Origin of the sequence: Vibrio sp. NFR (genome assembly GCF_027587095.1) — a bacterium.
GTDB lineage: Bacteria > Pseudomonadota > Gammaproteobacteria > Enterobacterales > Vibrionaceae > Vibrio > Vibrio harveyi.
Window position 1 is genome coordinate 67,056 of the sequence record NZ_JAPPTN010000015.1, and the last position, 18,504, is coordinate 85,559.

General features: G+C 41.6%; 23 protein-coding genes and 2 pseudogenes. 5 read left to right on the top strand and 20 right to left on the bottom strand.

The annotated features are described in order from the left end of the window. Positions 1–57: 57 nt before the first annotated feature. Both OH463_RS22440 and OH463_RS22445 read right to left on the bottom strand, forming a co-directional pair. A complete protein-coding gene (locus OH463_RS22440; RefSeq protein ID WP_050936518.1) occupies positions 58–459 on the bottom strand; it encodes a hypothetical protein in 402 nt (133 codons plus the stop codon). Positions 460–622: 163 nt separating this feature from the next. Next, positions 623–1,183 (bottom strand): pyridoxamine 5'-phosphate oxidase family protein, encoded by a 561-nt coding sequence (locus OH463_RS22445; protein WP_050937192.1) that lies wholly within the window; start codon positions 1,181–1,183, stop codon positions 623–625. 235 nt (positions 1,184–1,418) lie between these two features. Between OH463_RS22445 and OH463_RS22450 the strand changes: the two genes are divergently transcribed. Further along, complete coding sequence (locus tag OH463_RS22450; RefSeq protein ID WP_050936908.1) at positions 1,419–1,748, top strand: hypothetical protein; 330 nt, start codon at positions 1,419–1,421, stop codon at positions 1,746–1,748. A gap of 132 nt (positions 1,749–1,880) precedes the next feature. Here the strand turns inward: OH463_RS22450 and OH463_RS22455 are convergent, their stop codons facing one another. The 11 genes and pseudogenes from OH463_RS22455 to OH463_RS22525 form a co-directional block, all read right to left on the bottom strand. After that, positions 1,881–2,489 (bottom strand): hypothetical protein, encoded by a 609-nt coding sequence (locus OH463_RS22455; protein WP_269992720.1) that lies wholly within the window; start codon positions 2,487–2,489, stop codon positions 1,881–1,883. A gap of 132 nt (positions 2,490–2,621) precedes the next feature. Next, complete coding sequence (locus tag OH463_RS22460) at positions 2,622–3,011, bottom strand: hypothetical protein (RefSeq protein WP_101960213.1); 390 nt, start codon at positions 3,009–3,011, stop codon at positions 2,622–2,624. Between the two features lie 143 nt (positions 3,012–3,154). Beyond that, on the bottom strand, positions 3,155–3,400 hold the full coding sequence (locus OH463_RS22465; protein ID WP_139817842.1) for a hypothetical protein: 246 nt from the start codon (positions 3,398–3,400) through the stop codon (positions 3,155–3,157). Positions 3,401–3,607: 207 nt separating this feature from the next. Continuing rightward, complete coding sequence (locus tag OH463_RS22470) at positions 3,608–4,099, bottom strand: hypothetical protein (RefSeq protein ID WP_172581414.1); 492 nt, start codon at positions 4,097–4,099, stop codon at positions 3,608–3,610. Between the two features lie 581 nt (positions 4,100–4,680). Beyond that, positions 4,681–5,025 (bottom strand): hypothetical protein, encoded by a 345-nt coding sequence (locus tag OH463_RS22480; RefSeq protein ID WP_050933641.1) that lies wholly within the window; start codon positions 5,023–5,025, stop codon positions 4,681–4,683. 154 nt (positions 5,026–5,179) lie between these two features. Next, positions 5,180–5,776, bottom strand: coding sequence for a PIN domain-containing protein (locus tag OH463_RS22490; protein WP_050933640.1), 597 nt, complete (start codon positions 5,774–5,776; stop codon positions 5,180–5,182). 154 nt (positions 5,777–5,930) lie between these two features. Next, complete coding sequence (locus OH463_RS22500; protein WP_050934902.1) at positions 5,931–6,389, bottom strand: MaoC family dehydratase; 459 nt, start codon at positions 6,387–6,389, stop codon at positions 5,931–5,933. A 174-nt stretch (positions 6,390–6,563) separates the two neighbouring features. Then, positions 6,564–6,923 carry a DUF805 domain-containing protein gene (locus tag OH463_RS22505; RefSeq protein ID WP_050934903.1) on the bottom strand — a complete coding sequence of 120 codons (360 nt, stop codon included), beginning with the start codon at positions 6,921–6,923 and terminating at the stop codon, positions 6,564–6,566. Between the two features lie 40 nt (positions 6,924–6,963). After that, complete coding sequence (locus OH463_RS22510) at positions 6,964–7,284, bottom strand: hypothetical protein (RefSeq protein ID WP_269992733.1); 321 nt, start codon at positions 7,282–7,284, stop codon at positions 6,964–6,966. Between the two features lie 349 nt (positions 7,285–7,633). Then, positions 7,634–8,293 carry a Bax inhibitor-1 family protein gene (locus OH463_RS22520; protein WP_050933277.1) on the bottom strand — a complete coding sequence of 220 codons (660 nt, stop codon included), beginning with the start codon at positions 8,291–8,293 and terminating at the stop codon, positions 7,634–7,636. Positions 8,294–8,435: 142 nt separating this feature from the next. Further along, a pseudogene (locus OH463_RS22525) lies at positions 8,436–8,702 on the bottom strand (YnfA family protein); the annotation flags it as partial. Here OH463_RS22525 and OH463_RS22530 point away from each other — a divergent pair. Together OH463_RS22530 and OH463_RS22535 are read left to right on the top strand one after the other, a co-directional pair. Beyond that, positions 8,696–9,319 (top strand): annotated as a pseudogene (locus OH463_RS22530) (phage integrase); the annotation flags it as partial. The pseudogenes OH463_RS22525 and OH463_RS22530 sit on opposite strands and share 7 nt — an antisense overlap. Positions 9,320–9,639: 320 nt before the next feature. After that, positions 9,640–9,999: a glutaredoxin family protein gene (locus OH463_RS22535; protein WP_017819296.1), complete on the top strand. Its 360-nt coding sequence runs from the start codon at positions 9,640–9,642 to the stop codon at positions 9,997–9,999. Between the two features lie 83 nt (positions 10,000–10,082). Here OH463_RS22535 and OH463_RS22540 read toward each other — a convergent pair whose 3' ends face one another. Further along, complete coding sequence (locus tag OH463_RS22540; protein ID WP_017188748.1) at positions 10,083–10,706, bottom strand: OmpA family protein; 624 nt, start codon at positions 10,704–10,706, stop codon at positions 10,083–10,085. A 373-nt stretch (positions 10,707–11,079) separates the two neighbouring features. Here OH463_RS22540 and OH463_RS22545 point away from each other — a divergent pair, with 373 nt between their 5' ends. Together OH463_RS22545 and OH463_RS22550 are read left to right on the top strand one after the other, a co-directional pair. Further along, positions 11,080–11,712 carry a thiol:disulfide interchange protein DsbA/DsbL gene (locus tag OH463_RS22545; protein WP_005453670.1) on the top strand — a complete coding sequence of 211 codons (633 nt, stop codon included), beginning with the start codon at positions 11,080–11,082 and terminating at the stop codon, positions 11,710–11,712. A gap of 14 nt (positions 11,713–11,726) precedes the next feature. After that, complete coding sequence (locus OH463_RS22550; RefSeq protein WP_005453668.1) at positions 11,727–12,200, top strand: FKBP-type peptidyl-prolyl cis-trans isomerase; 474 nt, start codon at positions 11,727–11,729, stop codon at positions 12,198–12,200. A 66-nt stretch (positions 12,201–12,266) separates the two neighbouring features. On the opposite strand, the gene OH463_RS22555 is transcribed toward OH463_RS22550, so the two are convergent. The 6 genes from OH463_RS22555 to OH463_RS22580 all read right to left on the bottom strand — a co-directional run bounded on the left by OH463_RS22555 (position 12,267) and on the right by OH463_RS22580 (position 18,484). Next, positions 12,267–13,157 (bottom strand): hypothetical protein, encoded by an 891-nt coding sequence (locus OH463_RS22555; RefSeq protein ID WP_269992735.1) that lies wholly within the window; start codon positions 13,155–13,157, stop codon positions 12,267–12,269. A 38-nt stretch (positions 13,158–13,195) separates the two neighbouring features. Next, positions 13,196–15,595 (bottom strand): fimbria/pilus outer membrane usher protein, encoded by a 2,400-nt coding sequence (locus OH463_RS22560; protein ID WP_269992737.1) that lies wholly within the window; start codon positions 15,593–15,595, stop codon positions 13,196–13,198. Between the two features lie 46 nt (positions 15,596–15,641). After that, a complete protein-coding gene (locus OH463_RS22565; RefSeq protein WP_050935871.1) occupies positions 15,642–16,304 on the bottom strand; it encodes a fimbrial biogenesis chaperone in 663 nt (220 codons plus the stop codon). A gap of 50 nt (positions 16,305–16,354) precedes the next feature. After that, positions 16,355–16,867: a hypothetical protein gene (locus tag OH463_RS22570; RefSeq protein WP_005453662.1), complete on the bottom strand. Its 513-nt coding sequence runs from the start codon at positions 16,865–16,867 to the stop codon at positions 16,355–16,357. 170 nt (positions 16,868–17,037) lie between these two features. Then, on the bottom strand, positions 17,038–17,673 hold the full coding sequence (locus tag OH463_RS22575; RefSeq protein ID WP_005453657.1) for a helix-turn-helix transcriptional regulator: 636 nt from the start codon (positions 17,671–17,673) through the stop codon (positions 17,038–17,040). Positions 17,674–17,881: 208 nt separating this feature from the next. Next, positions 17,882–18,484, bottom strand: coding sequence for a beta-phosphoglucomutase family hydrolase (locus OH463_RS22580; protein ID WP_005453655.1), 603 nt, complete (start codon positions 18,482–18,484; stop codon positions 17,882–17,884). Positions 18,485–18,504 lie beyond the last annotated feature (20 nt).

Genomic DNA, 18,504 nt, shown 5'->3' on the forward strand with positions numbered 1-18,504 from the left:
AGGAAAACCAGCGCATAGTAGAAATGCCACACGAGCCAACGCATTGTTGAACGATTTTTATACGAACTTTTCCTTCAGTGCCAGCACTTGTTGCTCAAACAACTCACAATCTAACTTTGAGTATGATTTAGCGACATTAACCCATTGAACGCCCGTTTCATCTATGTGGCGAAACTCGACTTGCAGTGCATATCTTGAACAACGAAAAAGAGCAAAAATGAAACCGACAGCCGTCAAACTAAGAGCTAAAACTTTTAGCCATTGTGGTGCCTCTTCAAAGCTTGGAATGCCTAACCAAAGTGCCCCAGAAAAAATAAACACCCAGAATAACATTTGACCTAGATTATCAAGAAGACTTAACTTTTTAACCCTAGCATTATTTATCTTAGACAAAGGATATGAGTCTTTCTTAAACCTAAACTCTTTTGAATCCAAGTCAAAATCAGCAGCCTTGTACATAGTTTTCCTCTATTTGTATATAAGGCGTGAAGCGCGCTACCACGCCACTCAAATTGAACACTCTAATCACTAAACTCCATTCAAGCCCGAAATGCCAAGCGCGCTGAATATCTCTTAAATTGTTTATTATGTCTGCGTGGCATCAAACGGTGTAGTTAGATCACTATGTATCCAAGCCAGTCCTTTTCACAATTTCAGTTTCAAAACCATCTATACTCTTTTGGTTCTTTTTGAGCCAGTATTTTTCTATACCCTCTCTACCTTGCTTTTCTGACCAATTAGCCAAGTCTTCGCGATCTCCCTCATAGCTAAAGTAAGGAACTGACATTCCACAGGAAGACTGTACTAAATCGATATCCAAGACAAAGATTTGTCTAGCAGCAACACTCTCCGGGAACAGCGATGCGTACTTACCCCAACTATCGTCTTGAGAGTGCAAAACAGTCGCCTTACCATAGGCTCGAAGGATTAGAGGAGAGCCTTGAAAAGCACAAAACATGATAGTCATTCTTGGATGTTGAATGACATGTGATGCAGACTCATTGCCACTTCCGGTAAGATTCAACCAAACTATTTGCTTTGGGTTGATAACCCGTAAGGAATCTCCACCTTTAGGGGACAAATTCACACTGCCACTCTCGGCAGCAGTAGCTACAAAATAGATTTTTTGCTGTTCGATAAATTCAATATGTTTATCGGATAACTCTGAAAATTGCTTACCCATAGCGATTAACCTCCATGTTCTTTTTCGATAAAAAACATACACCCCTGTTAAAGGGTGAGCAAAGTAATACCGAAGTTCCCACATACAACCTTAAACAGTTTGTTATACACCTAAATCCAAAATTTTATTTTTCATTTAATACTACATAATCATTCGAGTACTATTTGTGCCCAATTATTCCCACTGCTATCATCACCGTTTTCCACAAAACCTCGGTAGAACAGGAAGTTCACGAATGAAGAACTTAATGCTTGTATGTTTTTTATTGTTTAGTTGTAGCACGCTTGCAGGAACTCGTGAACACCTTAGAGAGCTGAAGCAAGACACATTTTGTTGGGTAGCTGCCGACCTAACAAATAGGAAAACATCTTATTACTGGCGCCTTATTATTGCTGATTTAGAAAACCTTGATGCAGGAGAAGAGTTATTTCACCAAGTTCAAGAGACAGCCGTTACACAATTTTTTTCTCAAACAAACCAGAAACTTGAAGAAAATAACTACATGATAGAAAGCATGAAAGCTCGTGAGCAAGTTTGGCAAGACAACAATTGCAGTGCACTTTAAGATTGGGTGTATAACACCTTTTTAAGGTGAGAGCAACGCAGTACCGATGCAGCAGCAAACCCCCATCTTAAACAAAAGACCCAGCGATGAAGTGAAAATACCAAGCGTTGGGAATCACTCTTAAATGCTTTGTTATGCACGTACTGCGGCAAAGCTTTCTGCTATAACGTAAGAATTACCTAACTCAAAAACAGACAAGCTTGGGTAACTTATGAGTTCTGATCCTGTCCAATGTTTTGGAGGAACTGCCTCAATGGGCTTGATATTTATTGGCAGTGCACTTAGCTCTTGAGTAATTTTGTCAGCCAATGATTTGGGGAAGCGACCTAAAGTACCAAATTTAGTTTTCACGATCCCATTTACAGTTGGCTTTTGATTCAAGAACCGGACTAAGTATTCCGCTTTTCCCATTATCTCCACACAGGCGCTAAAAAGAACACCAAGAAGTGACTCTGGGCTGCATGAGTTTCCCGAAAAAAACAGGTCAATTTCTACTTCTTGGTATGGAATTAAAAGAGGAGAGTTCTTAGATATAGAGAGTAACTCTTCTTCAGCAGAGCATATAGACTCTTCAACGACACCAATACACTGCACTTCCCAAAGTTCAGGTTCAGCCTCATTATGCATCAAGACTGAAAGGCTAATCCTAAGACCGTCCGCATACCAATCAGCATCAACGATGCGAATATTACCTTCTGATTCATCAAACTCTGTTTGAATTCTTTCTAATAGTTCTTTCATATAACCTTAAGCGCATAGCGCCCTATTAAGGTGTGAACAACGCTATACCGATGCCGCCGCATAACACCTTAATCACCTAAACCAACGCATAGTCAAAATGCCACGCGTTGCGAATCGCTCATAAACAATTTGTTAGCTTTTCTCGTTTTCGGTCATTAACTGTTTAATCTTGGCTTCAACTATAATTTCGTGTGCTGCCCATACTTTAGGAGCCGCATAGCCGGCAACAATTGATAACGCCATAATCTTAGCTACAGTTGCAATGTTAGGTTGAATTGAACCAAGAAAATATAGTGATACAACTACACCTAAAATAAAACCCAGTGTACAGCGTAAGCCAAGCCAAACACCTCGCTTTTCCTGCAATTGAGCAGATGCGAAGATCAAGCTTACTTCATCTTTAGGTGAATTCAACGGATCAATAGAATCCATTATTGCAAATGCAAAACTTCCCATTACTCCGCCGATCGGACATAGAATTAATAGTGCTAAGTCGAAATAAGTAATACCGAACTGTTCCACAAAATCTCCTTGAGAAAGCTAGCCGTGTTACGTGGAGAACAACGCAGACCACCACACTTAAGCCATGGTACGTCATACACTAAATCCGAATCAAACCGAAAATGCCGAGCGTTGGGAATCCATCTTAAACGCTTTATTATGTATTATCCCTCGACAGCATTGAAACCGTGTTTTTGCGCAATAGCCCCTAATTGAGGCACAAGAGTAAACCTTACATCTGAACTATAATTAAACACGATGTAGTCTCTATAATTTTCAAGAACAAATGGGCGACCCAACTCATCTAGTCCGAAAAGGTCATTTATTTCTTCTAGAAACTCACTGAAGTCACATTCATCTACTGCATTGTGGCAGCCAGTATTTAGCAACGCCGCTGCGATTGTTCTCATTTTGAACTTCCGCCGCTTAGCCATCGTGTCTAAATCTGACCTCCACCGCCAGATAGTAAGATTCCAACTCAAATTAATTACTCCATGTAATAGAGATATATAATGCTGCGTTAAGTAGTGAGCAATGCTTACCACCTAAGCTGAATTATTGCGCCATAAACACAAAAGCCACTTGAAACCAAAGTCGCCGAGCGTTGCGAATATGTCTTAAACGCTTTGCTGTGTACACTCTTCAATATATTGACTTAATATTTCAATTTGCTGGTCGTGTAAATTTGGCAAAGGACTGATTAACATAGCATCTTTACCACCTTTTTTAAGTGACAATAGAACTACTTTTGGATCACTATATAAATTAAGGAAAGGTAAACCAACGGCATCGAAGCAGAGCTTCAATCTACGAGCAGAACCAACAGCATCGTCATACGAAATCACTGGAAAGCGTCGTTGCCCAGCACCCTCTATGTTTCCAAGCTCAGCCCCAACAATTATCAACTTCTTCTTTTTATCCAGAAATTCGACCGCAACATCAGCTGTCGCATCAAAACCTGACGCACGATTAATACAACTGATATGCAAATGCCAATTGAAGTTACCAGACTTTAACTTAAAAGTGCGCTGTGAATTAACATACTTCCACTCAGGAAGAAGAGAGCCCAGCTCAGCCAGAAATACTTCCTGTAATTCAGAAACTTTCATATCCCCTCAAGTACATAGCGCCCTGTTAAGGTGTGAGCAACGCTAACACCTGACCTAAAGCATTGTGCCGTAGACACTAAAGATGAATCAAACCGAAAACGCAAAGTGTTGGGAATCCGTCTTAAACACCTTGTAATGTGGTGACTCAAAGGTGGCGTTGAACACTAATACACAGAGCTTCAAGATTGCTGTCAAAGGCTTCTTTGAAACCTTCGGGAACTATCGGTTCTAACAATTTCCAACTATCATGTTCCCAGTATTCAACCGAGCCGAAACCTTCTTCACCATCCCACTGGATCATAAACCTATAATTGCCTGAGGCCTAAATACTGTGCATTGAACCACAGTAGTCTATGTAGGTATCAGGTTTTACTTCTTTGTATCCTCGCTCAATTAGGATGTCTTTTATTCTGCTTTTTAATTTGCAATATTCATGCATTTTCATACACCACATAACACCCCGTTAAGGAATGAGCACGCTATACAGAAGCTCCCGCATGCAACCTTAAACACAAAACGCAACGCGTAGCAATAATGCCACGCGTTGTGAATCCCTCTTGAACAGATTGTTTTGTGCAAACTCAAAGCTCGGAGTACCGTAGTCTTGGTTTAGGGTTAAAATACACAAGAAAGTCATTATTTTCAGTGTCTTTGGAGAAATAAACTCTTATAACCTGTTCTGCTCCCCATGCTTGGAAAGCAATCGAAGAAACATTTTCTTTAAATACGTCAAAAACAACCACTTCATCTTGAACCAATTTCACACTCACTGAACAGTTACAAAATGGTGAATGAGTAAAGATTAAGCTATCTCCATTATCGTACTGCATTATAAATGAGAATTGTCCTTCATCATGACTGTACTCTTCAGACCAACCGAAGCCTCTTTCAAAAAAATCCAATTCCTCTGGGAATTCATAATTCAAGTGCGCGACCTCTTATCATTGAACTTGCACATAGCGCCCTGTTAAGGTGTGGGCAACGCAATACAAAAGTCGCCGCATACCACCTAAAGCACTAAACGCAACGCATAGCAAAAATGCCAAGCGTTGCGAATCACTCTTAAACAGATTGTTAGGGCTATTTCGGTAGATTGTAACTAACTTTAGTCCCATTGACTGAAACTACTTTTGCCTCAACTAAAAGTTCTACCAAATGGTCTACTTCTTTTTCTTCTAGCTGCTTCATAAACAACTGGCGAATTGAATTTGATAGAGTTTTAACTGCTCTCGGCTTAGAAACACCTCGGCTTATCAGGTACTCCGTAACTGCACTTATTCTCTCTGAATCGGATTTAGTATTTGAAATTTTCAACACTTGTATCTCTGAAACATCTTTGACGCGATTAGCGAGCACCTTTTTAGACTTAAGGTGTTTGATTAATGGGTCAAAACCCGAATCTTTAGAAACAATGTGAAAGAAACAATCCTTATCTACGGCAGATATACTGCCAATATAATAAGCAATGTGGAAATCAAGAGCATTTGGTCCATTTCCATCGATTTTGATGTATTGGGCACTAGAACCTAAATTTTGCATAGCCGTCGCAACATCAAAAGGAACCTTTGTTTGATTTGCACCAACAAAAACTATCACCTTAAAAGGATGCCCTTCAAGTAAGGATAAGTTTTTAGGCTGCACATTTTCAAAATCAATAAGGATATAATTTGTCTTCAATCTTTTACTCCAATCTCTGGATAGCCCTAACTCCCTGTGAAGGGCTGAGCAACGCAATACCGAAGTCGCCGCATACCATTAGAACTAACACACAGTAACGCCACGCGTTGCGAATTACCCTCAAGCAGTTTGTTATACTCTTAATACCTTGCCACTAAGGAACGATCTGCATAGCTAACCATACAGCGCTCAACGCAGGTTTTGTTTCACCTTCAATTTCAATAACCACTTCTGTACTAAATACATACTGTCCTGGGTTCCTTTCTTCTACAGCAACCAATTTGGCATGAGCTCGAATGCGGCTATTTACTTTTACCGGGTGGATAAAACGCACCTTATCAAAGCCATAATTGAGAGCGAGTCTAGCCCCCTCCAAATGGTACCCAAAACTCTCTGCAAAATATGGGAGCATAGACAGAGATAATAAACCGTGCGCAATTGTAGACTTGAACACTGTACCTTGTGCTTTAACCGGATCCGTATGGATAAATTGATGGTCTAAGGTACAATCTGCAAATTGATTAATTTGGTCTTGATTTACAACAAACCAATCTGTTGGCTCGATATCCACACCGATATACTGATCGATGTCATTCTTTGAAATGACTTTCATAGCTTCCTTTGAGTCGAACTAGATTTTGTATGTCGTCAAGTGTATCAAATAAGCCGACTTCAACTGGAATGACTTCGAGTATGTGCTCTAACCTGAAGGCACATACATCTTGTTAGGGTGTGAGCAACGCATAGCAAAAATGCCGTGCGTTGCGAACCACTCTTAAGCCAATTATTAGGCAAATGTATCAGCCAGATCCTTCGGGTTGGACCCGTACTCATTACTTCCTTTATTTCCGTCAGTTACTGCAAATACGATAAGCACGATTAATCCAATTAACGGGATTAATCCAATTAACACCCACCAGCCTGTTCGCCCGATATCGTGCAACCTACGAACCGTCACAGCTATACCTGGAATTAAAACAACTAGCCCGTAAATAGTACCGATAAATACTGTACCTAAGATCCCATCAATAAACCCTAAAACAAAAGAAAAAATGAGATTAAACAAAAAAAACATCCAGTATTCCTTTCGTCTAGCCCTTCCATTAAAAACTGCATACTTCTTTAAGACCGCCAAATACCAATCCATTTCATTTCCTCTGTTAATGATAAACAACGTTGTTAAAAATTTATTCATCACCTAAGTTAATTGCAATACTTATCGCATACGATCCGTCGCCATAAATGCTCTTAACCATTGATTCTACTTCATTTCCTAGATTACTTACTGTCACATCATTTAACGAGTTAGCACGGTAAATAACTGTAATACTAGTTAATTGTCCATTTTGGATATTCCAACTAGTCTCAGCCTTAGCACCAAGCTTCTGGAGGCTTAACTCATTAAACTGCTCTTCTTTATTGTCCATATCTTGAAATACTTCAAAAGGCGAACATGCTGCAATGCTAATAAACAAAAGCAACCCACAAATTAATTTAAAACTTTTCATCACTAATCCTTTGCAGATTTTGGTCTAACGCCCTCTGGGTCTGCATACTTTTTATATATGCACTCTAAGGTACTGGTGGAAGCAATGGCTGAGCTGGAGACAAAACAACAAGCGATGAAAAGTAACCTATTGAACTTCATGAAAAAACTATTTTGTAAGGTATTTTCCGAGGAATTTTACTCTCATCTGTTTCATAGTTTGTGATATATGCCGCAAAGCACATAACGTCATTCGAAGATGTGAGCAGCGCAATCCATAAGCCACAGCATATACCTTACCCACTAAACCCAACGTATAGTAAAAATGCCACGAGTGCCGAATCACTCTTAAACCATTTGTTATGCGGACTCTATTTGCGCCCCATAATTCTTAGTATTCTCAAGAATAGATTAATGATATCCATGTATAGAGCGGCTGCGCTATCTACTGCATTGTCCATTGTTTTGGGAATTTGATTTGCTCGCCCCCAATCATAGCCGATATAACCACAAAAAAGGATAACGACAGCCCAGTCTATCCATTCTTGGTGGATCCCAAGGATAAATATTTGAAAGAGCTCAACCACAAGTACAACAACTAATGCAATAGTTAATACACCAGCGATTCTTTGGAAAAAAGCAGGGAAAATTGTTCCTAGTAGCATCATCATGCCAGTCACTAGACCTGTAACCTTAATCGCACTTAAGACCAAGGATGGGTCATAGCGTGATACCACCAAGTTGATGATTAATCCAAAAGGTACAACTACAAAGTTATAGCCAACAAAACTAACCAATGGATTCGAAGATTTACTGAACAAGTAAACCCCAAAGAAGCAGCTCGCAAAATAGCCGATGAAAAAGACCCAAGGATTAATAGCGGCAATTGACTCTACCGGGATATTCCCAACCATTAACCAATTAATCCAAAAGCCCCAACACAGTACCGCTCCAATCGTAAAATTATACAGCCGAGAGCTTATTTCCTGCTCTCCGTTGTTAGTGCGTTCAAAAACATTGGATTCCATCATTCTTCGTTCTCCTTTCCCTATTCACATAACACCGTGTTAAGTAGTGAATAACGATGCCATCTACCTAAACCATTGTGCCGTAAATACTAAAGTCGAATCAAACCAAAAATGCCGAGCGTTGCGAATCTGTTTAAACGCTTCGTTATGTAGCTCTTGGCGCAAACATGATGATTGCCATTTCTAGCATCACTACACAAATACCGACTATGTCCCATAAGCTAGGACGAATACCATCTACGACCCACGACCATAAGATAGCCACGAAAATGTAAACACCACCATATGCTGCGTAGACCCTACCTGCTGCAGTGGGATGTAAAGACAATAACCATGCAAATAGAGCAAGACAGAAAGCAGCCGGTACTAATAGCCAAACAGATTTATCCTCTTTCAGCCAAAGATACGGTAAATTACGAACTCGGTCGTTTTAAAGCGGTATTCAATAAACTTATTGAACTAGGAGAATGGAAATTACCCAACCCAATAGAAAATGTGAAACCATTTAAAGAATCAGAACATGAGATGGCATTTCTCACACATGAGCAAATTGTGAAGTTACTGACTTATACTGAACACCACAAACGCGCAGACATGATTAAGATCATCAAACTCTGCCTCTCTACTGGAGCTCGTTGGAATGAAGCTGCTCAACTAAGAGGATCACAGGTTTCCCAGTTCAAAGTAACGTTCACCAAAACAAAAACAAAGAAAAACCGCACAGTTCCAATATCAGAAGAGCTCTATAAGGAGACCAACAAACCCACTTCTGGACCATTATTTGAAGAGTGCTATACACCTTTTTGTTATATTCTAAAAAACAAATTAGGAGTTAGCATTCCTAAAGGTCAAGCATCACGCATACTCCGCCATACATTCGCCAGTCATTTCATGATGAACGGAGGTAATATACTAATACTTCGAGATGTACTAGGGCATGCAGATATAAAAATGACCATGCGTTATGCGCATTTCGCGCCAGATCACTTAACTGATGCCATCACGCTCAACCCACTCAACAACGTATAGTTTACTTCGTCATATTTTCTAACGTCTGCCGCCAGTTTGTCGCCACTTGCCAAAATCTGGTGAAATTATAACTGACTCGAACGTGTCTACTTAGTGCAGAGTTTCTATCTTGGTAAAGAAGCTAACCCAGTAAAAGCAAGCGGGCTATTTGGTTGGGTAAAACGTCTTTTTTCCTCATAAAATACATGGTTTTGTCAAAACCAAACACCTGATAGACTACGCCCTTTCATGCAACGGCTTTCTACGCTCAACGACTTCGTTACGTAAGTTCGTTGCATGACATACAAGGACACTCATCCACTGAACATCAAGGGATCATTATGAAGTTTATCCGTTGGATTTTGGGAAAAATCATTCTACTTCTCAATGCAGTATTCTCTCCCCGTGGCGTTAAACGTTCGGCAGAAGCACAGAAAAGCGTTGATGATAAAGCCAAAAACTACGCACTGTACCAATTTGAAGCTTGTCCTTTCTGCGTAAAAGTTCGACGTGCTATGAAACGTCAATCCGTGAACATTGAATTACGTGATGCGAAAAACGACCCAGTACATCGCGAAGCACTTGAACAAGGTGGCGGTCGTGTAAAAGTACCTTGTCTGCGTATTGAAAAAGATGGCGAGACGCAATGGCTTTACGAGTCTTCAGACATCGTCGCTTACATTGAAAAAGAATTTGCCTAGTTCCCCCTAAGAACATTGGCGGATGCAAAAGAGGCACCATACGGTGCCTCTTTTCTTTTATCTCAATTCAATGATATGGGCGCTTACTGATCGACAATCAGCATCAGTTCCACTCGACGATTACATGCCTTACCGCTTGCTGTGGTATTACTGCACTGCGGCACATATTCGCCAAAGCCACGAGAGAACACTCTTTGACGAGGCAAGCTGGTTGCAAGTAGCTGCTTTTCTACCTCACGAGCACGCTTTTCCGATAACGAATCATTAAAACTCTCTGCGCCTGTACTGTCTGTATGACCGTCTATCACCACATCAACATCAGTACGCCCGGCAAGATAATGTCCAAGATTGCGGATCCAGTCTTGAGATTGCGATGATAATCTCGCAGAGCCCGTTTGGAAATGCACTTGTTCTTTCAAACGCACCATAAGGTGGTCGCCACTGATGGTTTCATGGGCGATATGATGTCTATTTAAAAACATCTCCAGTGACGTCACGCCCTGTGACTTTTTTCCAGCTGTACTCGGAGTCTGAGCAACATAACGTGGAGTTGACACGTAAGATTTCGCGTAACCCCACTCTGGATGTCTTAGCTCTGAGTTAGTTCTCGGGGCAGTATCGAGAATATTACCGCCCGGAACCATATCTGAATTAATACTCGTGCACCCGGCTAATAGACCGCATGCCACTAAAAACCAATGCTTCATACCGTTACCAACGTAGAATGAATTCCTGTTCACTGTGTCGGCTTAAATCGCCCAAACTTTAGTGCCTATTACCATATTTTCTTCAATACACAAGCACAGTTCATGCCAACGATTTAAGTTGGGCATTCATTTTTATCAAACATTATTTGGTAGATAAGAGAGCAAAGAAAATCTCGTTAACTAAACTGTCGCTTAATGGCGTTTCACTTCACGAATTTTCAATAGCTGAGCGCACTAAACACAACGTCATTGCCATGTTTTGTCTAAACTTTCTTCGATTGTCTCACTTTAGTGTAACAAGCCGTATTAATGGTTTTCGTCGATACCGTTAACCGATAAACTAGCACCAATTTTACTATTTAGAGCCTTACCCATGTTCAAAACCATTTCTAAAGGCGCTGCACTTTTTGCCGCAGTTTTTGCCCTAACAGCTTGTGACAACGGCAATAGTCAGCCACAACAAGGCAAGCAATACGAAGTTCTGCCAGTTTCTCTTGCTGAATACAACTTAGCACCAGTAACTGAAGCGTTTTCTCTCACCTGTGGTCATTGTCGTACGATGGAGCAGTTCGTTCCTCAAATTGAATCGTTGACAGAACAGAAAGTTGAGAAGATGCACGTTACCTTTAACGAAAGTGCGCAAATCAGCGCGATCATTTTCTATACAGCGGCAATGCAAGTTAACGGCACTCCGGACAAAGCGTTTATGGAAGAACTGTTTGCTGCCGTTCAAATGGGTGCAGATGCAACTGCCGATGAGCGCCAAGCTGCGGTAGAGAAAGCTTTTGAGTCTCGTAACCTAGTAAGCCCTTACCAGCTAGACGACGCACAACAAGCGAAACTGTTTGAATATATTACTAAAGCAGAAGAGATCACGACTCGTGGTCAAATCAACTCAGTTCCTGCCTTCATCGTAAATGGTAAATACCAAGTAATCACTGGTGGCCACGAGACCGTTGAAGCAATGGCTGACACTATCAACTACCTGCTAAAACAACCAAAATAAGACAAGGAGCTACTGTGTCTAAATTTCTGTTTCCTCTTATTATTTTCGTCCTAGCGGCATTCTTTATCTACCGTACTTGGACAAACCACAAAGCGGCAGACGAAAACTTTGCAAAAGGGCAAGAGTTCCTGCTAGAAAACAGCAAGAAAGAAGGTGTGATTACCACAGAGAGTGGTCTGCAATACCTTGTTCTTGAGAAAGGAACGGGCGACGTTCATCCAACTGCAACTAGCAAAGTGAAAGTTCACTACCATGGCACGCTTATCGATGGTACGGTTTTCGATAGTTCAGTAGAACGTGGTGAGCCGATCACATTCGGTCTAAATCAGGTGATTAAAGGCTGGCAAGAAGGTCTGCAATACATGGTTGTGGGCGAGAAAATCCGCCTGTTCGTGCCAAGCACACTTGGTTACGGTAAAAACGGTACTGGCCCTATCCCACCAGCAAGTGTACTGATCTTTGATGTGGAGCTATTGGACATCCAATAATCCTCAGCAAGAACAAAAAAACGCCGCATCAATTGCGGCGTTTTTATTCGTCTCAACTTACGTTAGTCAGTAGGCAATCAAACTAATGGTCATCTCATCTTCATATAACCCTGCAGCAGCACCTGGCACTGCCTTATTTTCAAAAGCCATATTGAAGCGAGTTTGGTTCCCACGGTGAGTATTTAAAAACACCGGACTATCCAACCCAAGAGTCTGACCTTGCAAAAATGTGGTGTACGGAACTTTATGACTCGGTTTCCTAGTATTGACAAGGTGCCCATGATTCAACGAGTCGAGCTCAAGTTTTACGGAAGCGTTGCTCACCACGACAATGTCCAAATCCCTTCGGTTTTGCTTGGTTAAATTCCCCATATCCACCGTTACTCTTGCCCCAGAAACAGACACATTGGAACTTGAATTTGCCTCTATGCGTGCTCGTACGAATGGCTTTATCGTGTAGTCGAGCCCTGCATTCCTCACACCAACTTCAACTTGCTTGCCAAGTAACGAAAATTCAAAATCTGCCCGATAATTGCCCGGTTGCATGGTTTTTCCTTCGGGCACTTGCACCCAAAAATCGACCTGCTTACTACCACGACTTGGTAGTAAAAAGTCTCCTTGAGGGGTTCTATTTAGGCTTTTTCTTTGCGTGTTAAGGACGGTCGAATTGATCTTACCTTGAGGGCCAGAAACAACCTGCTGCCAACCATTTGAAGGCTTGATGACAATGCCGCTCATACAGTTAACTAGTTGGCTATCTAACTCTATTTTGCCTTGAAACCACAAGGTATCAGGTTGCGTCACATGAGGTTTATAAGGTGTATCATTGATGCTTACCCTAAATGTCCCCTCACACAGCGCTTCGCTGGCATCATTCGCCAACAACGGTGAAGCAAAAGCAGTAAGAAATAGCACGGTTGCGAATGTTAAGACATCACTGCGATTAACTGTTTTCATCCTATTCTCCTTTTCCTTTACCAGTACAATGCGCTAAATTATTTGTCATTGTTCGGCATTACTGTGATTTCACCTAAATCGATTAAGCTCGTATCAGACTCAGGAATCGAGATAACGACAGGGCTAGTCTGTAGTCCATAAAGCTCAAGTGTATATATGCCAGGACGTAGACCTTGAATGAAGAATCGTCCTTGCTTGTTGGTAAAAAACTCAATTTGTTCATCATCAACCAACACACGCCCTTGTCGGTACTCGATAGGTTCACCGCTAAGACGCTTCAAATAACCACTCGCCGTATATGACGCATCGGAACCTATCGTCAACAAATATCCGGTGGCCGCCGCCGGCATTAGCTCAAGTTTGCCACCTCCCCAGTCATAACCAACGGGAGAATCCATCACGTTATAATCCATCGCATAGCGAGCATAAGGCTGGGAGATCGAAACAAGACCATTAAGATGCTTTGTCGCTATTGCGGTTGGTCTTCCTTGGGAGTCTACATCTAGGTTCGCAGTCGCTTCACCCAACGTCGGGTGCATTTCTGCCACAACAAAAGGACCACTGGTCGCACGTCCCCACCCCCAATCACCGTCAACCATACCAACTGCAGTCGCTAGGCGCAGTGAAGCTTGGTATTGCTCGGTATCTTCTTTTCTCACTACATCACGGCTTACTTCGGACTCTGCTCTAAAACGATTTGCGGTGTAACTCAATTGAGCTCGTTGGGTATCACGAAATTCGTCCTGCTCAGCTTCGATTCTTACGCCATAGTCACCAACGTAGTTCAAACCTTCATTACTAAAATACGCTCGGCTCCGTTCATTCTCACTGTTGTAAGAGAGGCCTATACGATTTCCATGCTCATCCGAATACCAATTGTATTCAAAGGTAAACAAGAAACGCATATCCGGTTCGTTATAACGCTCGGATTCTTCGTATTCGCTGCCAACCCCTACCGTAAAACCACCATGTCGCCAATTTAGCAAGACCGAACCACGTAACTCATCGTCATCAGGAGGGAGCTGAGTCAGGCGTCCTGTTAATGTCAGATCAAATTTACTGTTTATCTGCCAAAAGTAATTTGCGAGATATTGTGTATATGAGTTGCCTTCTTGGGATTCTTTCCAAGGTTTGTTTTGAAAATCATCCGATTTTTCAATCGCAAAACGTAGGTTGGGAGATTGGCTTTCCCCACTTCCAAAAATGCTGTTTTCATAATCAAGGGAAGCTATCCAACCGTCTTCTCCCGAACTTGCAGAGCTTAGCGAATAACGGGCAGTCACATTCCCTACACCGCTTTTGAAAGTAGTCAGAGCCCCAAATATCGAACCATCTTGAGCATATAAGCCGTTTGCACCTGCGGTTAACCAGTCAGTGACACCATATTCTAAGTAACCTGTCGCTACCCACTCCTCTTCGTATTCTACTTGACGGTTGTCATAGATGATTGGCTGCCCAACGGAAAACGAGTAATCAATCAGACCTTTTTTCAACAGCTTAGCGTTGTAAAATTGAGTAAAGCGCAATACGTCTTGCTTACCAGAAACATAGTTGACGACAACCGTAATATCGTTAGCACCGTTATCTAAGATCAGATTCTTGAGGTTGTAACGTCCCGGCTCCAATCGCCCACCAGAAATTCGTTCACCGTTGACATAAACTTCCACTTCAGCGGATTCGAGCAGAACAAGTTGTTGGCTACTCTCAGGGCTTGTCTCACGATCCGGTTGTAAGTCAGCGTATCGACTTTCAATAGAAAAACCACCCAAGGACATACCATAAATATGTCCGGATTCACCGCTGATAACATCCCCTGTGGAAGCACGCATCGGTAAGTTTGGATCATCATAGAAAGCAATCCACTCACCTCGAGAAAACTTTGTGGTTTCGTTATCCGCTTCAAGATAATTGGCTAAAAGAAAATTCACACCACTGGCACCACCGATATTGCCTTGTGACAACCAATCCAGCGACGTGTCCCAAGTCTCAACATCCTCTTGCCAATAATTGTTATAGGCGAAGCTAAAACTGTTTAACCAGTTTATCGAGCCACTTTCAGAGGGAATAAAATCGGGATAGCCAGACGACAAAGTAATGTCTTGTTCGCTAAGAATTTGTGCCGAGAGCCGAACGTCAATAAACAAGGATTCAGTATTAAGTGTCACCTCGATACCTCGCTCAGCGAGTGTTTCGATATCAACGAATGTTGACGGCTCTGAACCAAAAAACTGCGACCACCATTCCGGACTCACGCGCGTTCCGAGCAAATCTTGGAGGGCATCGACAGACACTCGCTCAAGAGCCATGCCGTTTATTTCAACAGGGAGTTCGCCAAGCTGATTTTGTTCATACACAAGGGGTAAGGAGAGGCTGTAAGAGCTTCCCCATACAGCCCCAGAAATAAGGACAGCGATCGATACGACGAATGCGCGCCACATTGTAACCTTCCGTGTATGTCAGCGACGTTATGAAAACTGGGTGTCGTTAGTTCACAAGAAGTGACTCGACGTTCACCTGAACTTTCTGGTTTGGCACGAGATATTGCATCGGTAGAACCGGCTCTAGTTGATCCCAATCCCAACGCTTCGTTTGACCTTGCCAATCAACCGAGTAAGTGTGTTTGTTTAACTCAATAACACTTGAACCTGTATTGCTAATTTTCAGATTTGGCTTGTTGTCATTGGATACAGTGATTTCGCTGGAATATTGGTCTTGCGCATCTTGTGGAGAGACAAACACAAGCGCTCCGATTCGGAACAACATTTGTATGGCATCTTTCTCAACTTCATCCGCTTTGAGTGGCAATTGGCTCACGATCAAACGATAGGATTCTGCTACACCCTTGGGTGCGCCAATGTATTGCACCTTAATGGTCTGAGATTTCCCCGGCTGAATAAGTACTTGCGGTGGAAAGATCATCAAGTCATCGGTTTCAAGAAGCGACTCTTCGTTGTTGAATTCAACTAATCGCTTAACGCCAGTCACCTCGATAGGCAAAGGTGCAAGAGAGGTATTGGTTACCTTGAAAAATACCGTTGTCTCTTTCCCTGAATCGGAAAGAAATTGCACCATTGGGAAAAGCTCAAAAGCCAACACTTGTGCTGGCATGTAAATCAAGATGAGAAATAATATTCGAAGTGTTTTCATACAACATAATGGCTGAGGGATGGACGGGACCTCCCTCAGCGCATTCCTTCCTACATGTGGAATAGAGTCACATACATCGCGCCGCTGTATTCACCCCAACGCGCACCAGCTTGAGGTTTAGAGGTAATTGAAAGTTTGTGCTCATCAGTCATCGTTTTATCTAGGTTGTTACTAATTTCAACCACTTGATGGATACGAGCAACGGTAGTGTCAATCCCTTTGTCTTTTAGCTTAGTTTCACCATTGAAGCTGTACTCCATTGGAATTTCATCTTCATTGCTGTTGGTAAAACCAAATGGGTCAACTTGGACGATACCTTTCGTACCGTATGAGTTGCACCACGTCTTAAAGCCAAATTCTTTTGTATCAGATGACTTAGTTAAGTCGAAATTGATGACATCCAAGTTGCCGTAAGTCATCATTTCACAACGCTTAGGCACTTCACCTTTGAATTTAACGTAAAAGTCTGCGCGACCTTCGTCAGACCCAACGACCCATGGATTCGCAACTGCACCAGCCGATACAAGCAACGCCATTGCTGCAAAACCTGCTAAACGTTTCATGATTGTTCTCCTTTACATTTTTTCCTGCGGTATAGACCAAAAGTTGAATTAAGTAGACGAGTTAAATGTACGCCTTATTAACTTTTTTCCTATCGGTCATCTGACCAAAAGAACCACATAAAAGGATGAGTAAAGGACAACCAAATAATTAATTTGAACTAGATCAAAAATCACTCAACCATTAAAGATCCTAACTGAGAACGGCTTTGCTTTCCTGTTTTAGATAATATATGGGAGACATGTGTTTTTACCGTGCTTAAACTTACACTCAGTTGACCTGCTATTTCTTTATTTGAATAACCTTGAACTAAATACATAAATACTTTCTGTTCTTTAGTAGAAAGTTCGTATTTAGCACCTAGAACTTCCGCAGATGAAGAACTATGAACTTGTCCCCTCACAATATTCTTTAATGAAGAAGACATGGCTTCTCGACTAAACCATAACTGACCAGAAGCCACCATTCGGACGGATTTGTGAAGCAGTTCTAAGGTAAAGTCATTCTCTAGTAACCCACCCCAACCCAGAGATATAAGCCCTTGAACTCCCTCTAAGTCTTGCTTACTCGCATTGGCAAGCAACCAAGCGCCGCCACGCGAAAGTGGTGAGATTAAGTGCAATGATGGATTACCTAAAGTAAGGCGATCATAAATAACAATATCAGTATTTTTTAAATTCCATATATTATTGACAGTTTTCTCAGTGTAAAAAGTGTAGTTTTTAAAAGAATGAGATAAACCAGCAATAACTAACCCTGACCAATCTGAGTCAGAAGAAATTACATAAACATTTTGAGAGCGTGTCATGATCCTTTCCTGTAAAAATAATTTAGTAAAAGGAATAAATAACTATAGCGAGTGTAGATTATTAATACTTTATAATTAGATTGATAATTTGATTAATTTCACAATAAATATTCACATTCTCATTATGAGAATTATATAAATTCACTGAGGTTATACAAAAAGACCACGATAATATCGTGGTCTTTTAAATGACAATTAACTTATTAAGTTAAGATTTTGGATAAAATACTAGCTCATTACCCTCGACCATCACACAATCCATTCCTGCGGCATGAGCGGCTTTTTTTCCTAACTCGGTATCTTCAAACACCACACACTCTTGTGCAGACAAACCAAGCTGTTCGGCTGCCATAAGAAACGTATCTGGGAAAGGTTTGTGATTTTCTACATCCGTTGCCGTAACAACAGCATTTAACTTCTTCAGAATGCCCGCTTTTGCTAACAGACGCAGTGCGCTATCACGTTGACTGCCTGTTCCAACAGCAATCTTCTTATTACCAAGATGTTGGTCCAAAACCGTATTCGTGCATGAAATAATTTCACCGTGTTGTTCCATTTCTGCAAACGTGTCCATTTTGAAACGAGAAACAACTTTTGGGTCGAGAGATAAACCGTGTTGACGATTCACTTCGCCAACAATTTTGAAGCTTGGCATGCCCCCTAAACTATGCAACCACTCTTGATTAAAAGGGAACTCGAAACGGTCTGCTGTCGCTTGCCATGCAGCTAAGTGCGCTGGCATCGTATCAATCAAGGTGCCGTCCATATCGAAAATTAACCCTTTATAGGGGCTTAAATCTATTGTGTTCATGTCAATTCTTCTATTTGTAC